A 17,224-nucleotide genomic window follows, 5' to 3' on the forward strand; every position below is an offset into this window, starting at 1 on the left:
ATAAAAACATTTAGGTTTCATTAGGATCTTTATTGTTTTTGATATGAAGTTTTTAATCCACTGATTATGATTGATATCTCAAAGAAAGCATTCTTTTTTGCAGCTGTTTTTTTATGCTCAATTGTTAAAAGTTACGGGCAATATGTAGTTTTCATGCCAATGGAATATTTTACCAAAATCCTTGCGCGTGAAGAAATAGGGTATGGTTATGCAATTTCCAATGCCACCTACAAATTTAAAAGCATGGGTAATAATGGTTTGCCTGATACTTCTATAAGTCAGAATGTAACTTCCAAAGCGGGCTTTACAGAACATGTGGGATATACATTTCCTATTTCAAAGTTGGGTGACAGGAGCCGTTTAGGTATGGATATCGGTTGTAATGTCAATCTTTTTACATGGGATTATAAAACACCGACCGTAATGACAAATTCAGACGGCAGGCCCTATTATTCTTTTACAGAAAATGAATTTGATTTTGAAACTATCTCAGGTCAGATAGAAATGCCCATAAGCCTGGATGCCCGTTTCGGGAATCTGGCGTATTACACGAAAGACCGTTTTGGCTGGGCAGTAGGCGCAGGTATCAGTCCGATGATTGGCTTTGCAACAGATAATAATAGTGCGGGCTTTGGTTTTGGTGCAAATCCATTCATTAAAGCTGAAGTGTGTTTGTTTGCCGGTATAGCTATGAAATTGCGTTCACAGGTTTCTTTCGGGAGAATACCTTTCTATGATGAAAATAAATCCATCAGCTATGACATATCCGGATACAATACTTCATCTTCTCTTACCGGCCATGTTCAGGCTTCCGTAACGTTAGTCGTACTTCCTTTTTCATGGCTTTGGGCAGAAAAAGGTTGGTGGAATACTTATTAATGTAATCGTACTTTATCTTTACAATTCAAAACAACATCCCGGCCAATAAGGCCGGGATGGTTGGTGTATAGATGTGTATAGCCTGATTTTTTAAACTACCTGAAGCATAAAACATTGGATTTGCATACCTGAAAAATAATTTAAGAAGATTCCTTTTAAGTTAAATGAATAAAGAAACCGAAACTTTAAAAACGACAAAAGGAACCTGAAGGTTCCTTTTATTTATACTGGTTATTTATTTTTATATTGAATTGTTATCGATATAGCATCCGATGTAATCCAGCATGTCATCACCGTGTTGTTCAACGATTCCACTATCTACCCACATAAGATCATTTTTTTTTCTTATCGTAAATGTGCTTTCGCCTAAATTGACAGTATATGTATTGTAATGTGACTTATTTCCTGAAACTTTTGATATATTCAAACGCTGCAACAAGTCTTCGGTCGGCAAATCCGGGAATTTAGTTTCCGTCATAAGGATTGAAATTTTACTCAAGCATAAAACAATATTACAAAAAATAATTTAGTATCTTTCATTTGCCTGGTTAAGTTTTTGTAAATGGTAATATAGAGAATGCCTTTTATCTTTTAAAAGACAATAAATATTAAATGCCTTTTTGGAGGCTTCACCAGACCTTAAGGTATTCATTCAGCCAAAATTAAACTTTAGTAACTCATGCCAATGCTAATATTTCATAAGTAAAAATGAGAGCAACAATTTATTGTTGCTCTCATAGAGAAGTTTTATAAGCCCAATGCCAATGGAGAAAAACAGCATTTTTTTTAAGTCAGTTTGTAAATAAATTCCTCTATTTCTGATTGCCTTGCATTTGCAAAGCCTCTGGCCATACCGATCCTTATAAAATTACATTTCTCCAAAACTTTCTGTGAGCCGAAATTGTCGAATGCAACCCGTCCGAAAATCGGCCTTGTGTTTTCACTTTTCAGAAACGTTTTCAGCGCTTTTGTTGCAATACTATTTCCCCAAAACTTTTTGTCAATCCAATAGGTAATTTCTGCTTCACCCTCTATTTCAAACTTTGCTATGCTACCGACAATAATATTGTTTACCATTATTGTCTGCATATTTATAGTCTTGTCATTCAGAAATTTTGAGTATTTCTGAAGATAGGCTGTTTCATCAGTCGGATCTTTCGATGTAAATGCCGCTAAATGGTTGGCTTCATCGTCAAGCTGAAAGATGAAGAAGAAAGGTAAATCAGTAATTACCGTCTTCCGCAATATAATTTCACTGTCGTTTATCATTTCCTTATTTCAAATTGATTATAACTGATAATTCCGAAAGCCGGCAAATAACAACAAGATAGAACAGTTAATGAGAACAAAGAATAATTCGACTTTATCTATGCATCAGCTGCAGCATCCCAGGGCGTAATCCGGCTGAACCAGGAATTTTCAAATACCGCCTGTGAAGGGTTTGCTGCAATAATGCTTTCGTATTTTTGTTTACGTAAGGAGCATACCGCATTATACAATGCCTCGTCGTTCAGGCTGTTTGCAGCTTGTATGGTTAAAGGGCCTACCATACCATCAACTGAAACAGGGTTTGCAGCCAGTGTATTAATGGCCTCTTGCAAAATTTTTCCGGCAGTTGAGTTTCCCATATTTACGGCTATGTCAAATAACTGATTGGCCGTTTGTTGACAATTGATGTCTGATAAGCTCTCTGTATCCCAAAAGTTTTGCTGGTAAAACTGTTCAACCATCGTATTTAAGGACGCGTCGGCAAAAAGAGCCTGATTTAAATCGGGAGGATTGGTTGCCACAATTTGGTCGACAATCGGCCAGCCGCTCCATTTGGGCCAGTAATTACGTGCAATGCCTCTCCATGTTTCCCCGCCGCTGTCGTTCGGATTGTTTGCATAGCCTCCTTCATTTTCCATTGTAATATTGAAGGCCGGTAGAAAATCTGCCATTGGTATAATGTTTTATTGATGATAGAAATAAAATGTGGTTAAGTGCTTTATTATTTTTCCGTTTGTTACTGTTTCTGAACGATATTATTCCTGAACTAAAGTTCTTTCAGGTTCATCTTTCCCGTAGAAAGAGCAGTTACTTATTTTCTGTAGTTTTTAATGCTACATAAGTACCGGCGCTTAGTCCTAAAAGGATAAGGTTGTTTTTGCTTATCACAGGCATAATGGAGCTCAATGTCTCTAACGGAGTCGATGCGCCAACACCTTTCAGGTGCAGGATGGATTGATAAATAAACCAGGTTCCGAAAAGAAGATTAAATACCAGCGCCTGTAACCGATGTATGCTTATACCGTTATTATCAGACAAAATATCTAACCAAAAGCCCTGACTGGGTTTGTTTTTACTAAGTGGCGGCGTTGCCGGAACCGGAGCGGGGGCAACCGCCTGAACAGGTTGGTTCGGGTCCGCAGGTTGATTAAGATTAGGTAGCGGCGTTACTATATTGTTTGCCTGTATATTGTTTGCCTGATTGGCCTCATCGCTGATATCAACAATGCGGGCCGAAGCCGTAGTTAAGGCGCCGATGCCGAGCAAAATAAGTGTGGAACTATCCAGTGTAGGTATTGTTCCCGAGGCAATTAAAATAGAAATGAAAGAAGCAAATACAAGAAAAGTCCACCAGAGCAATTGTAATCTTGAATAACTGTAGGGTTTCGGTTTTACGGAAGTGGCATCGCAGATAATGCAAAATCTTTTTTGCAGCCATATTGCAAGGAAAAACAGGCATGCGAATACTATAACATAGATGAGGCGGGCGTCCATATTGGTTTGGTTTGAATGGGTTAGCGTGTTAGTTAAAGTTCTTATATCAAAAATATAAAATTCAATTGAATAACAAAATATTCCTTCGACTAAATCTTTGATCGTTCCTGCAATCTTTATACGGTTATGCTTTTACATAGCCTGAATGCTAATAATAACCTGAAACAAAAAATCAAATCTGGTCGTTGGTTGATTAATGACCTGTCCTTGTCTGTTATCTGTTTCAGGCTTACCTTTATTGAAATAAACGGAATTGAAAATGAATAATGAAAAAGCCATTTTGGCCGGCGGTTGTTTTTGGGGAGTAGAAGAACTATTCAGACATCATCATGGTGTCATCTCAACAGTAGTGGGCTACACAGGCGGCGATGTGGCCAATGCAACTTATCAAAATCATGGAACACATGCTGAAGCAATAGAAATAGTTTTTGATCCGGCTCAGTTATCTTACCGGGCGCTTCTTGAATATTTCTTTCAGATACACGATCCTACCACCCGCAACAGGCAGGGGAATGACATTGGTACTTCTTACCGTTCTGCTATATTTTATATGGATGAAACACAACGGGAAACTGCGAAGGATTTAATAGCAGAAATGGAGGCTTCCGGGAAATGGCCCGGGAAAATAGTAACGGAAATCGTTCCTGCAACTGATTTCTGGAATGCCGAAGAAGAGCATCAGGACTACTTGCAAAAACATCCTTACGGATATACCTGCCACTTTGAAAGGCCCGACTGGAAATTAAGTTAATTGCAATCTTATTGCTAAATGGAAATACAACAAACCGATACACTGACATTAAGAAAAGCACATCTTTCTGAAAAAGCGATTATCTGGCAAATCCTGCAGGATGCCATCGAACAAAGAAAGCAAGAGGGCAGCAGGCAATGGCAGGATGGTTATCCCAATGAGCTTTCCATTATTAATGATATGGAAAAAGGGTATGCTTATGTGCTTACGGAAAATGAAACGGTATTGGCTTATTCAGCCGTCATTTTCGATAAGGAACCGGCCTATGAAATTATGGAAGGTAAATGGCTTTCTGATGGAGACTATCTGGTGGTACATAGGGTTGCCGTCTCCAGGCATGCAAAAGGAAAAGGCATTGCTACAAGGTTATTCAGGCAACTGGAAAGCCTGTGCCTTCAAAAGCAGGTTTATAGTATAAAGGTTGATACCAATTTCGATAATATTCCCATGTTGAAAATACTGGATAGATTAGGTTATACCTATTGCGGGGAGGTTTATTTCAGAGGCGGCGCAAGAAAAGCTTTTGAGAAAGTATTGACTGAACAGCCATAAACAAGCTATGATTGAACCTAAAACATTAATGACATTGCCCGCAGGCAATGTCATTAATGTTTCTGAATAAAACTAATCAGGAGAACCTAACCTTTCCATTCCCACTTTAATCAACGCTCCTTCCTGATCTTATCACGATGCATTGTGCCCCACTTAACCAGCGAAATCAACACATCACTTAATGTTGAAGCATATTCCGTAAGTTTATATTCAACAATAACCGGGCTTTTGGTGTGAATTATCCGGACGACAAAACCATTTAGTTCCAGGTCTTTTAATTCATTGGACAGTACGCGTGCCGAAATACCTGTAACTGTCCTTTGCAACTCATTGAACCGCTTATCTCCTTCGCTCAATGCAGCTATTACGCGTAGCTTCCATTTCCCGCCGATAACATAAAGCGCGTCATCTATTGCACCAACAGAACTAATGCACTCTTTTGAATTATATTTTATTTTGTCATTCATATCTATTTGTAATTAAATAACTAAACAAAAGGTTAGCGCTAACCTTTTGTTCACTACTAAACTTTAATTACCAAATGTAGATAGTTTTGCCGACATAAAAAATCAACAAACAAAATGAAAAAGATATTGCACATTATTTCCAGTCCCAGAGCGGATAATTCTTTCAGTATTAAACTTGGAAATGCCATCGTAGATAAAATAAAACAGGAATATCCCGGCAGCAGTACAAACGAGGTTAATCTCGTCGAGCATCAATTTCCGCATCTGGAAGAATCCCATCTTACTTCTTTCTTTACACCTGAAGAAAACAGGACGGCAGAACATGCGGAACTAATCAGGCATTCCGATCAATCTATTGCTGATATAAAAGATGCTGACATTATTGTAATCGGAGCGCCTGTTTATAATTTCAGCATCCATTCTACTTTAAAGGCCTGGATTGACCATATTGTACGCGCAGGTATTACATTTAAATATGATGAAAACGGCCCTCATGGCTTATTGAACGGTAAAAAAGTCTATGTGGCAATTGCTTCGGGTGGTGTTTTTTCCGAAGGCCCGTTAAAACCTATTGACTATGTGGAACCTTATTTAAAAACAATTTTAAGTTTCATCGGACTTTCAGACATCACTTTTTTCCGTGTAGAAGGAGTGATGATGCCTGATTTAAAAGATAATGCTCTGGAAAAGGCAATCAGCAATATACATCTGAATTAGTGGCAGGTTTAGAATATTAAAATATAAAAAGCGAAACTCATTACTTGAAATGGTTTTCGCTTTTTTGTATATAAATCCTTTCGTAGGAAGATTGCACAGGTAATGAAATAATTCCGGTTATTAAGTCAAATTATAATCCTTTTACAGGACGGCTTACATAAATATTATCCCTTATGTAAAACCGCCAGGGTAATAAAGCATCTTCACCGGCATAATCAATACCGATACGCGGGCATGCCACAATTTGTTTCTTATTTAAAGGATAGCTTACGTCTTCAATCCAGATAATGTCGCCATTAAGGTCCATTGCATTAATATCTCTGTCAACACCCAATGCCTGTGATAATGCGCCCGGGCCTTTTGTAATATTGGATTTCAAAACGGTCATATTCCTTCTTTGCAGCATAATATCTATGCCCGTAGTCGGTTCAATGGCTCTTATTAAAACCGCATGCGGTGTATCTTTCGGGCCCGTAATTACATTCAGCAGTGAGTGAATGCCATAACACAAATAGACATAGGTTATGCCTCCATCCTCAAACATGGTTTTGGTGCGGTTGGTAAATCTGCCATTATAAGCATGTGAGGCTTTATCGGTTATACCCATATAAGCTTCCGTTTCTACAATAATGCCCGCTGTAACATTACCATTTATATTAGTTGATATTTGTTTGCCAAGCAAGCTTTTTGCAATACTTATTACATCTTCACTTTGATAAAAGTGCAATGGCAATTTTCGTTTTTCCTCATGCATAACCGGAATATATTTATTTTGGGCGCCCTAAATTAAGAAGTTCCCTTTTGTTTATCTGAAGAAAAATTTTCTGAAAATAACTGCAATAATGCAACAATTCGGGCTCATATTTGTATACATTTTAATTGGCTTTAAAACCTTGTGAATAAACTTGTTGGAATTCTTAAAATAAGCAATAATTTTACGAAGCCAACTTACTGACCAAACATTTATGATCTTAATTGTAGATGACAAAATTGAAAACATTACAGCCTTAAAAAAAGTTCTGGAATCGCACAACTTTGTCGTAGATACCGCCCTTTCAGGACAAGAAGCCTTGAAGAAAATACTCAGACAATCTTATCAATTGATCATTTTGGATGTTCAGATGCCGGATATGGATGGCTTTGAGGTTGCCGAATCAATTTCGGGATTTAGTAAAACCAATGATATTCCCATCATATTTCTCTCTGCCGTTAACATCAGTAAGGAATTTATTACAAAAGGATATGCCTCCGGCGGGCACGATTATCTCGTGAAGCCATTTGATCCCGATATTCTTGTATTAAAAATAAGGACATTTATTAAGTTATATGAGCAAACTTTGGAGCTGTCTAAAATGCAGCAGGTGCTTATTGACGAAATTGAACAACGTAAAAGAGCTGAACAGAAAAAGGACGAATTTTTGAGTATTGCAAGCCATGAATTAAAAACGCCGCTTACATCCGTTAAAGGCTATATACAATTGGCTGAAATGTCTGTTCAGAGCAATGAAAAAGAAAATGCCCTCAATTTTATTAACCGTTCCTCTAATCAGCTCAAAAAGCTGGATACATTAATTACCGAATTGCTTGATATTTCAAAAATGACAACAGGAAACCTGGAATATCATTTTGCGGATTTTAATTTTGAGCCTTTTCTTGATAATGTAATAGATGTTATACTCCGTTCCAATCCCGGCCGGAATATTATCCGGAGCGGATATGCCGATTTTTTCATTAACGGTGACGAATTCAGGCTGGAGCAAGTGCTGCTCAATTATCTTTCCAATGCCATTAAATACTCCACGGAACCGCATCCCATTTTAATTCATGTAGAAACCACAGATTCCAATGAAGTTAAAGTGAGTGTAAGAGATAGCGGTATAGGTATCAGCAAAGCCGATCAATCCAATCTGTTCGGTAAGTTTTACAGGGCGGTACAATCTTCCAGCAAATATCAGGGCTTTGGTATGGGGTTGTATATTTGTGCCGAAATTATTGAAAAACATGGCGGGACCTACGGTGTGGAAAGTGAGCCGGATAAAGGTTCCACCTTTCATTTCACATTGCCTTTAACCAACAAAAACCATAATCATTAAGCCAAATATCTGATGATCTCTCAATCGAACAATAACCTGAAAACGGGTTTCGGGCTTTCCATTTCCCTGCTGATTATAAGTTCCATCGTCTCCTTGTTCTGCATCCAGAGTTTATTGGATAGCTCACAATGGGTGCGCCATACCAACGAAGTGAAAAACACATTGGAAAATGTGTTGTCTTCTATGAAAGATGCGGAAACCGGACAACGTGGCTATTTGCTGACCGGTAATGATGAATTTTTGGATCCCTTTAAAGGTTCCTATGAAACCGCCAATATAAATATTCAGAGAGTAAGGAGCCTGACTGTTGACAATGCTATCCAGCAAAAATCTGCCGTCAACCTTAAAAGCCTTGTCACTACTCAGATGTATAAGCTTCAATCAATAATTGACAAAAAGAAAAATGGAGATTCTGTGTCATTTAATGATCTTCTGGTGGGCAGGATTTATATGGATAGCGTGAGAAGGCAAGTTAAAATAATGAATGATGAAGAGAGTAAGCTTTTGGAAGTAAGAATTGCTTCACAACGTCGTTATGCCACTTTTACTCCGGTAGTTATTTTCATTGCCGCATTATTGGCAATTATTATTTCTATTGTATTCTACAGGCGTGCCGTCAAAGATTTAAAAGCAAGAATCAAATTACAGGCAAGCCTTGAAGCTAAAGATAAAGAAACGGTAGATCGTATTAACGCCATTCAAAATATTGCTTCTCAGATTTCAAGTGGTGATTATACCATTCGTCTGGATGACGAACAAAAGGATAATCTGGGCGACCTCTCCGTTTCTTTAAATAAAATGGCAGATTCCCTTTCTTATTCCTTCAATAAATTATCAGACAATGAATGGCTGCAAAGAGGCGTAGCATTGCTGAATGATAAAATGGTAGGCGAAAAGGATTTGAATGTACTGACCCAGCAGATTGTTGAATTTACAGCAGAATATACCGGTAGCCATGTCGGCGCTTTTTATTTGCATGAAAAAGGCGCATTGGTACTGCATGGCGGTTATGCTTTAATGGATTCCACCAAAACAGAAATACCGTTGGGTGAGGGAATTGTAGGACAGGTGATGTCAAGCGGAAAAGAAATTATAATTCAGAATATAGATCCCGATTATGTTACAATTAGTTACGGCATCGGAAATATCAGGCCGAAAATGGTGGCGGCATTTCCGGTTTATTTTGAAACCGAGAAAATCGGCGTATTGGAATTGGCTTCCATGAATGCCCTTACAGAAAGGGAACAGATATTCTTGAAGTCCGTTGTTGAAAATATAGGCAATGCAATTCAGGCTGCTATTAATCACAAAAAACTTCAGGAATTACTGGAAGAAACACAGGCTCAATCAGAAGAACTGCAGGCACAGCACAGCGAGCTTGAAAATATGAATGCCGAACTGGAAGCTCATACCCAAAAGCTTCAGACATCTGAAGAAGAGCTGCGCGTACAGCAGGAAGAATTGCAGCAAAGCAATTTTGAGCTGGAAGAGCGGAACCGGATTATTAATGATCGTAACGAAGAAATTGTAAAGAAAGCGGCGGAACTGGAGCAAAGCACCAGATATAAATCGGAGTTTATGGCCAATATGAGCCATGAGCTCAGGACACCATTGAATTCTATCCTCTTGCTGTCGAGATACCTTTATGAAAATTCGGAGAAAAACCTGAGCGAAGATCAGATGGAATCGGCTAAGGTAATTTTCAATTCAGGTAATGGGTTGTTGGAACTCATCAACGAGCTGTTGGATCTTTCGAAGATTGAAGCGGGCAAGATGGAATTGGATTATTCACAAATATCCGTTAGAGAAATTGTTTCCAATACCAAAAGCTTATTCCTGCCGCTTGCCAAAGAAAAAGGAATTGAGCTGAAATTTGCAGACGAAACGACTCAGGGTTTGCTGATGGAAACCGATAAGATGAAATTGGATCAGATTATTAAAAACCTTATTTCCAATGCCATTAAATTTACGGCTAAAGGCAGCGTTACTTTGAAGATCAATGAAATTGAAGGAAAGAACAATTTTATGGAATTTTCTGTAATAGATACAGGTGTCGGTATTCCGAATGATAAGTTATCACTGGTTTTTGAGGCATTTACACAAGCAGATGGTTCTACTAAAAGAAAATACGGCGGTACAGGTCTGGGGCTTTCCATCAGCCGTCAGCTGGCAAGATTATTAGGTGGTGAAATTACGGTTACCAGTGAAGTAGGGCAAGGTAGTGCTTTTGTGCTGATTGTACCTAAAGTACCCGTTTCATTGGAAGATATCAAAGAAGAGGAATTTATTTTACAGGCCAAAGCGCTTAAAGAGGCAGAAGAAGAACGTTTGCGTAAGTCAAAGTCAAGGAATGTTGTGGAAGTAATTCCGGAAGATGTAGATGATGACAGAAATGATATTCATGATGGTGATAAAATCATTTTGATTGTAGAGGATGACACAGGATTTGCAAAAGCATTGATGCAATTTGCAAAAAAAGCAAGTTATAAATGTATTATAGCCGTCAGAGGTGATGACGCAGTTCGCCTTGCAAAGAAATATACGCCCAATGCAATTTTACTGGATATACAGCTGCCGGTTATGGATGGTTGGGAAGTAATGAATGAATTGAAATCCAATGCTGAAACAAGGCATATTCCTGTACATATTATGTCCTCAATGGAGGCTAAGCGGGAAAGCAGGTTGCAGGGTGCGGTTGACTTCATCAACAAGCCGATAGCCTTTGAGCAAATGCGTCAGATGTTTGGAAAGATAGAGGCTGCATTGAATAAAAATCCGAAACGCGTTTTGATTGTTGAAGAAAATCCGAAACATGCTAAGGCGCTTTCTTATTTCCTGGAAAGTTATAATGTAACAGCAAGCATTGAGCATACCGTTAATGAAAGTGTACAGACCTTACAGAATAAAGATGTGGATTGCGTGATACTGGATATGGGGCTGCCCGATAAGACTTCTTATGAAACACTGGAAGTAATAAAAGCTACACCGGGCCTTGAAGACATTCCTATTATTGTTTTTACGGGTAAAAATTTATCACACCTGGAAGAAAGCCGCATCAGGCAATATGCCGATTCCATTGTGGTAAAGACCGCACATTCCTATCAACGGATTTTAGATGAAGTAGCATTATTCCTTCATCTGATTGAACAGAATAAAGTGAAAATGAAGCATTCGGAACGTTTCGACCACATGAACGATATTCTTCAGGGCAAGACTATTTTGGTGGCAGATGATGACGTGCGTAATATTTTCTCATTAACAAAAGCGCTTGAAAAACATCAGGTAAAAGTAATTACAGCTACTGATGGTACAGAAGCATTGGACCAGCTGGAACGAAACTCGCATGTCGATATCGTGCTTATGGATATGATGATGCCTCAGATGGACGGATATGAAACCACAACCAAAATACGCAACAATCCAAAGTATAAAAACATTCCGGTTATTGCCGTAACAGCAAAAGCAATGCTCGGCGATCGCGAAAAATGCATAGCAGCGGGCGCGTCCGATTATATTTCCAAACCTGTAGATCAGGATCAATTGGTTTCTTTATTGAGGGTTTGGCTTTACGATAAACAAGGCAATTCATAGCGTAAAATGACAACAGAGAAAAAGGTAATTCTTATAATTGATGACGATGCAAGAAATATATTTGCATTAAGTTTAGTATTGAGATCAAAAGGTTACAGCGTTGTTTCCGCTTCGGATGCTGAAACAGGCATTATGATTTTAAAAGAAAACAATCTGGTAGGTATTGCGTTGTTAGATATGATGATGCCTGAAATGGACGGTTACCAGGCCTTGCAGGTTATAAGAAACACAGAAGGAATAAAAGATTTTCCCGTTATTGCAGTTACGGCGCAAGCCATGAAGGGTGATAAGGAAAGGTGCCTCGAAGCAGGTGCTACCGATTATATTTCAAAGCCAATCAACATGGACGAGTTGGAAGCCAAGTTGAAACAATTTTTAATCTGAGATGAAATAAATTTAGATGATAACGGACGAAGAAATGGAAATGTTGCTTTATGACATTCTCGAAATTTATGGCTATGATTTTAATGATTACGCAAAAGCATCTTTCAAGCGCAGGCTCAACAGGCTTATAACTTTGGATCGCTTTCCGAGTTTTGCGGAATTCAGGTTTCGCTTAAAAGATGACAAAGAATATTTCAATCGTTTCATTGAGCAGATAACGGTGAATGTCACCGAAATGTTCCGGGACCCTGATTTCTATCAGACTTTGCGTAAGGAAGTATTACCTATTCTTTCCACTTATCCTTTTATAAGAATCTGGCATGCAGGCTGCTCAACCGGCGAAGAAGTATTTAGTATGGCTATTATATTGAAAGAGGCCAATCTGCTTCATAAGTCCATATTGTATGCTACCGATATTAATGCTAAAGTAGTAACACAAGCTTCAACCGGTGTTTTCAATATGATGCATATGAAGCAATACACGGAGAATTATAATTTGTCAGGGGGGATTCATGATTTTTCGCAATATTATACTGCCGGTAATAACAAAGTAATTTTCGATCAGAGTTTTAAAAACCACATGGTGTTTTCCACACATAACCTTGTTGCTGAAAGCTCGTTCAATGAATTTCAACTTATTGTTTGCAGAAATGTTTTAATTTATTTCGAAAAAGATTTACAGGCAAAGGTTTTTAATTTGTTTGATGAAAGTCTTGAACGTCTTGGCTTTCTGGCTTTAGGTAATAAAGAATCTATCAGATTATCGCCTGCAAATGCTAAGTTTAAACAAGTTGGAACGGAGAAAATATGGAGAAAGATGATTTAAAGAAAGCTACTAAATGTGTAGTAATCGGTGGTTCGGCCGGAAGCATCAAACCATTGTTGCAGATACTTTCCAAATTGAAAGCTTCATTGGATTTTCCTGTTATCGTTATTCTGCATCGCAAAAATGATCCCCGTTCCTCACTGGAAACACTTTTGAATAATGGATGTGCATTGCCGGTTAAAGAAGGCGAAGACAAGGAAACACTGAAAAACGGCATAGTGTATGTTGCACCGAGCGACTACCATTTGTTAATTGAAAATGACCATTCTTTATCTCTCGATGCTTCTGAAAAAGTACTTTGGTCAAGGCCTTCGATTGATGTTACCTTTCTGTCTGCTGCCGAAGTTTACAAGAAAAACTTACTGGGAATATTATTGTCCGGAGCAAATAACGATGGAAGTGTGGGCCTGGAAAGGATAAAAAATATGGGTGGAAAAACAGTGGTTCAAAGCCCCGATAATGCTGAAATGCCTGCAATGCCTCTTTCTGCAATCAACATATTCAAACCCGATTATGTGCTCAAGGATTCTGAAATAGCTGCTGTTATCAATCGTTTCAAATAACTCAATTTATATTCCCGAAACTTTATAATCCTTAAACGGAGAATGCCAAAATATTATCAATAATATTTTGGCATTCTTATGAAGAGTGGCAAACATTGATTATTCTTTATTGATTAAGAAAGTTACTACTTTAATGAAATTCTGATGTTTGTATAACATGCTCATTCCTTTGGTATAATTGTGCATAACGAAATTTACGATGGTGTCCATAATCTGTCGTTTTTATAAATCAGGAAGCTAATTCGTTTGTGGTTGTTAAATAGTTTCTTTCAAGTGATGCGGGCCTTGCACACAGATTTCTTGCAAAAGAATATAATCTGCCTTTTTTATTTTCTGTATATGCGTGGATATTATCTCTGATTTCCTGTACTTTGAATTTGATATAATACATTTCAAAAACCAATCTTAGTATATCTACCAGGCGGGAAAGAATGCTTCTTGCTTCCTGTGCATCGAATCCTTTAATAACAAGTGACTTTACTCTTTTATTATTAAAAAGGAATTTTGAATTTGTGTATTTTCTTGAACCGGTCATCGTATATAAGTTTTGATTGTTTGGAGTTATTGTTATGATAATATTTAATTAACTGCTAACGGTTGAGAAGCTATATAATTCATATTCGTAGATGACATATTAGTCTCGGCCGGCGACTGTAAACCATGAGCAGAATTAATTTCTGATTCTGTTTTATTTGCTATATAAAAAATGGCAGAAACATGCACCAATACAAAAGCAAAAAGAAAGGTCATTGTCCAAAGCATGTAATTTGACTTTTTCATAAAATGTGGTTGTTTAATGTTTTTTAGTTCGGTTGTTACAGGTATATAGGCAAAAAGCGTGCCAAACTTTTAAAGTATATGATAATCAACACTTTTGCTAATAGTGCCCTTGAAAATACTGGGGGATTTCCTACTCAAATCGGGAATTATTTCCACAACTTTTAAATGGGGCTGTGCTTATGATTTCCTATATTTGTACTATATCAGGATTTAACCAAATCCAAATCAAACAAAATTTGTGCCGAGAATAATGGGAAGAAGTATATTAATAGTTGATGATGAATTGTCTATTGGTCAGATTCTAAGTCAATTTCTGAGCAGGCATGGTTATAATACATCCGTAGCTACTTCAGGAAAACAGGCTTTAAAAGCGGTAAAGGATACCCGCTTCGATTTAATTTTATGCGATTATAACCTGGGAGATATAAGCGGAATGGAGGTGATGCAGAAAGCATTGGAACTGCAACCCGGCACCATTGTTATCTTCATAAGCGGCATGGACGATATTTCCACCGTAGTAAATCTTATTAAGGAAGGTGCTTACCATTTCCTTACCAAGCCTTTATATCCCGATTTGGTTTTAAAAACCATTGAAAATGCTTTTGTAGATGTCAAGCCCAGTGTTCCCTCCGAAAATACCGAAACTTATGTTCCTCAGAACAGTACAAGGTATATAAAAGGTAAAAGCCCGGCGGCACAACGTTTATTTCAGCACATTAATTTAGTAGCTCCCACCGATTACAATGTTATCATTCACGGTGAAACAGGTACCGGTAAAGAAGCCCTGGCCCATTTTCTTCATGTAGACAGCAAGCGTGCCAACGAACCTTTTATTGCAATTGACTGTGGCAGCCTTTCAAAAGAGCTTGCAGCAAGTGAACTGTTCGGACATAAAAAAGGGGCCTTTACAGGAGCATTGAACGATAAAAAAGGCGCCTTTGAATTGGCCGACGGCGGTACGCTCTTCTTGGATGAAATCGGCAACCTTCCTTATGATATCCAGAATTATCTGCTGCGCGCCATACAGGAAAAAACCGTCAGGAGAGTAGGGGATGTGCTGGAAACAAAAGTTGACGTAAGGGTTATTGCCGCTTCCAACGAGAATTTACAAGACCTTGTCGCCGATAAAAAATTCAGGGAAGATTTATACCATCGACTGAATGAATTTACCTTGGAAGTTCCCACATTAAAAGAACGTAAAGAAGATATAGCCTTATTTGTTGAAGAATTTTTGCGTCAGGCAGAATTGCATCTCGGCAGAAAAAACAAAGGCCTTACAAAAGAAGTATGGAAGTTGTTTGAAAATTATTCCTGGCCCGGTAATATCCGTGAGCTGCAAAATGTTATTAAACGCACATGCCTGCTTACACCGGCCGATGAGTACATTGATTCTAAAAGCCTTCCGCTTGAAATGACCATGCGCACCTATGATAATGCACAGGAAACCAATAACGGAACGGAAGCAAAACCGGCTTCAACCAATGGCCTGAAGGATGCGGCATTGGAAGCCGAGCGCATAAAAATCTATAAAGTTTTGGAGAAAGTAAATTATAACAAAACTAAAGCAGCCGAAATTTTGTCTATAGACAGGAAAACGCTTTACAATAAGCTAAAAACCATTAACGAAGAATTAAAATAAATGAAACGTTCATGATAATGTTTGTTGTTTTACTGTGCGGATTGAAAAATATTATCAATGATAAGTTCCATCTGGCCAACCCGATAAAATACAATTTCAGATGAAAAAATGTGTTCTGATTTATGAAGATGATCTTGATATCATGCAATTATGCAAGATTATCTTAACTGCAAGCGATTATCAGGTCGAAACCAGAAATACCTGTGAAAATATTATTGCTGATGTTAAAGAAGTGAACCCCAATATAATTCTGATGGACCTTTGGATTCCTGAAATCGGCGGCGAGCAGGCTATTATGCTTGTCAAACAGGAAGAAGCCTTTAAAGATATACCTATTGTTATTTTTTCTGCGAATGAAGAATTAGATACCATATGCAAAAGAATAAATGCATCCGGATATCTGAAAAAGCCTTTTGATATTATGGACCTGAAAAATATTATACAGCTTCACATAAGTGAGAAAAAACATTCGGAACAATCCACCCAATCGGTATGAATGAAATGAACCAGTCGGCCTTAAACGACAAGGAAATAATACCCGAAAACCCTTCCGATTTAATTCAATGCATTGCTGAGGATGATTATGATTGGTTGACCAGGCAACTTGCCGCGCTTTTTGGCTTTTCCGATACGTTTATGACATTATGGGACGGGCAACAATCCTCGCTTAAATCTTTTTCCGGCAAGCGGGAACAGGTTTCCGAAGATCTGCTTTATTCCTTATCCGCATTGGTTCATAGTGCTAAGGATTTTTATCTTATTGAAAATCTTTCTTCGCATCCTCAGACTGAAAAAATAAATATCCCTTCCCGTTTGAATTTCTTTGTCGGTGTTCCCTTCAAAACAAAAGCAGGTGCCGTAATCGGTGCTATCGGACTGATGAATGATATTGTGCCGGCCTCTTATAACGGGCATCAGCTGGAGCTTTTAAGAATACTGGTCATGTTGCTGACAGACAATATAGAACTGCGTTACAATCATAAATCCCAGACTGATAAGGAAAAGCTGATTAACCGGAAGTTTACCCACGATTTAAGAAACCCCTTGACAGTCATTTCCCTGAATGCCGAAATAATCAATATGGAAAACAATTTGTCTGCCGGTGTCAGAGATATGTGCAACCAGGTAAAACAGGCCACAGGCAGCATGAACCAATTGATTGATACCTTTGCGGCCATTCAAAAAAATGCCCAATAGCTATTTTTGTAAATAACTATTG

Annotated in this window: 19 protein-coding genes; 12 read left to right on the forward strand and 7 right to left on the reverse strand. The window is 38.1% G+C overall.

Annotated elements, in window-relative coordinates; genetic code table 11:
* Positions 1-66 precede the first annotated feature (66 nt).
* Positions 67-879 carry a hypothetical protein gene (locus F0919_RS15205; protein WP_150033647.1) on the forward strand — a complete coding sequence of 271 codons (813 nt, stop codon included), beginning with the start codon at positions 67-69 and terminating at the stop codon, positions 877-879.
* A gap of 241 nt (positions 880-1,120) precedes the next feature.
* Here F0919_RS15205 and F0919_RS15210 read toward each other — a convergent pair whose 3' ends face one another.
* The 4 genes from F0919_RS15210 to F0919_RS15225 all read right to left on the reverse strand — a co-directional run bounded on the left by F0919_RS15210 (position 1,121) and on the right by F0919_RS15225 (position 3,642).
* A complete protein-coding gene (locus F0919_RS15210; protein WP_150033648.1) occupies positions 1,121-1,357 on the reverse strand; it encodes a hypothetical protein in 237 nt (78 codons plus the stop codon).
* A gap of 308 nt (positions 1,358-1,665) precedes the next feature.
* Complete coding sequence (locus F0919_RS15215; RefSeq protein ID WP_150033649.1) at positions 1,666-2,148, reverse strand: GNAT family N-acetyltransferase; 483 nt, start codon at positions 2,146-2,148, stop codon at positions 1,666-1,668.
* A gap of 98 nt (positions 2,149-2,246) precedes the next feature.
* Positions 2,247-2,819, reverse strand: coding sequence for a glycoside hydrolase family 108 protein (locus F0919_RS15220; protein WP_150033650.1), 573 nt, complete (start codon positions 2,817-2,819; stop codon positions 2,247-2,249).
* Positions 2,820-2,955: 136 nt separating this feature from the next.
* Positions 2,956-3,642, reverse strand: coding sequence for a hypothetical protein (locus F0919_RS15225; protein ID WP_150033651.1), 687 nt, complete (start codon positions 3,640-3,642; stop codon positions 2,956-2,958).
* Between the two features lie 259 nt (positions 3,643-3,901).
* Here F0919_RS15225 and msrA point away from each other — a divergent pair, with 259 nt between their 5' ends.
* On the forward strand, positions 3,902-4,393 hold the full coding sequence (gene msrA / locus F0919_RS15230; protein ID WP_150033652.1) for a peptide-methionine (S)-S-oxide reductase MsrA: 492 nt from the start codon (positions 3,902-3,904) through the stop codon (positions 4,391-4,393).
* Between the two features lie 18 nt (positions 4,394-4,411).
* Positions 4,412-4,945 (forward strand): GNAT family N-acetyltransferase, encoded by a 534-nt coding sequence (locus F0919_RS15235; RefSeq protein WP_150033653.1) that lies wholly within the window; start codon positions 4,412-4,414, stop codon positions 4,943-4,945.
* Between the two features lie 110 nt (positions 4,946-5,055).
* Here the strand turns inward: F0919_RS15235 and F0919_RS15240 are convergent, their stop codons facing one another.
* A complete protein-coding gene (locus tag F0919_RS15240; protein WP_150033654.1) occupies positions 5,056-5,412 on the reverse strand; it encodes a winged helix-turn-helix transcriptional regulator in 357 nt (118 codons plus the stop codon).
* A gap of 114 nt (positions 5,413-5,526) precedes the next feature.
* On the opposite strand from F0919_RS15240, the gene F0919_RS15245 reads away from it, so the two are divergent.
* On the forward strand, positions 5,527-6,129 hold the full coding sequence (locus tag F0919_RS15245) for an FMN-dependent NADH-azoreductase (RefSeq protein ID WP_150033655.1): 603 nt from the start codon (positions 5,527-5,529) through the stop codon (positions 6,127-6,129).
* A gap of 130 nt (positions 6,130-6,259) precedes the next feature.
* Here the strand turns inward: F0919_RS15245 and F0919_RS15250 are convergent, their stop codons facing one another.
* Complete coding sequence (locus F0919_RS15250; RefSeq protein WP_150033656.1) at positions 6,260-6,883, reverse strand: DNA-3-methyladenine glycosylase; 624 nt, start codon at positions 6,881-6,883, stop codon at positions 6,260-6,262.
* Between the two features lie 211 nt (positions 6,884-7,094).
* Between F0919_RS15250 and F0919_RS15255 the strand changes: the two genes are divergently transcribed.
* Genes F0919_RS15255 through F0919_RS15275 form a run of 5 tightly spaced genes read left to right on the forward strand, consistent with a single transcriptional unit; the run spans position 7,095 to position 13,586 of the window.
* Entirely contained in the window at positions 7,095-8,222 is a 1,128-nt protein-coding gene (locus F0919_RS15255; protein ID WP_150033657.1) for a sensor histidine kinase, read from the forward strand.
* Between the two features lie 12 nt (positions 8,223-8,234).
* Positions 8,235-11,813: a response regulator gene (locus F0919_RS15260; protein WP_150033658.1), complete on the forward strand. Its 3,579-nt coding sequence runs from the start codon at positions 8,235-8,237 to the stop codon at positions 11,811-11,813.
* 6 nt (positions 11,814-11,819) lie between these two features.
* Positions 11,820-12,197, forward strand: a complete 378-nt coding sequence (locus F0919_RS15265; RefSeq protein ID WP_150033659.1) for a response regulator — start codon at positions 11,820-11,822, stop codon at positions 12,195-12,197.
* A gap of 16 nt (positions 12,198-12,213) precedes the next feature.
* Positions 12,214-13,023 (forward strand): CheR family methyltransferase, encoded by an 810-nt coding sequence (locus F0919_RS15270; protein ID WP_150033660.1) that lies wholly within the window; start codon positions 12,214-12,216, stop codon positions 13,021-13,023.
* Positions 13,005-13,586, forward strand: coding sequence for a chemotaxis protein CheB (locus F0919_RS15275; protein WP_150033661.1), 582 nt, complete (start codon positions 13,005-13,007; stop codon positions 13,584-13,586). Before F0919_RS15270 ends, F0919_RS15275 begins: the two co-directional genes overlap by 19 nt.
* 229 nt (positions 13,587-13,815) lie before the next feature.
* Here F0919_RS15275 and F0919_RS15280 read toward each other — a convergent pair whose 3' ends face one another.
* Entirely contained in the window at positions 13,816-14,121 is a 306-nt protein-coding gene (locus tag F0919_RS15280; RefSeq protein WP_150033662.1) for a hypothetical protein, read from the reverse strand.
* 495 nt (positions 14,122-14,616) lie between these two features.
* Here F0919_RS15280 and F0919_RS15285 point away from each other — a divergent pair, with 495 nt between their 5' ends.
* The 3 genes from F0919_RS15285 to F0919_RS15295 all read left to right on the forward strand — a co-directional run bounded on the left by F0919_RS15285 (position 14,617) and on the right by F0919_RS15295 (position 17,202).
* Positions 14,617-16,005 (forward strand): sigma-54-dependent transcriptional regulator, encoded by a 1,389-nt coding sequence (locus F0919_RS15285; RefSeq protein ID WP_150033663.1) that lies wholly within the window; start codon positions 14,617-14,619, stop codon positions 16,003-16,005.
* Positions 16,006-16,105: 100 nt separating this feature from the next.
* Positions 16,106-16,501, forward strand: a complete 396-nt coding sequence (locus F0919_RS15290; protein ID WP_150033664.1) for a response regulator — start codon at positions 16,106-16,108, stop codon at positions 16,499-16,501.
* On the forward strand, positions 16,498-17,202 hold the full coding sequence (locus F0919_RS15295; protein ID WP_150033665.1) for a histidine kinase dimerization/phospho-acceptor domain-containing protein: 705 nt from the start codon (positions 16,498-16,500) through the stop codon (positions 17,200-17,202). Before F0919_RS15290 ends, F0919_RS15295 begins: the two co-directional genes overlap by 4 nt.
* Positions 17,203-17,224 lie beyond the last annotated feature (22 nt).

The organism is Taibaiella lutea, assembly GCF_008629695.1.
GTDB lineage: Bacteria > Bacteroidota > Bacteroidia > Chitinophagales > Chitinophagaceae > Taibaiella > Taibaiella lutea.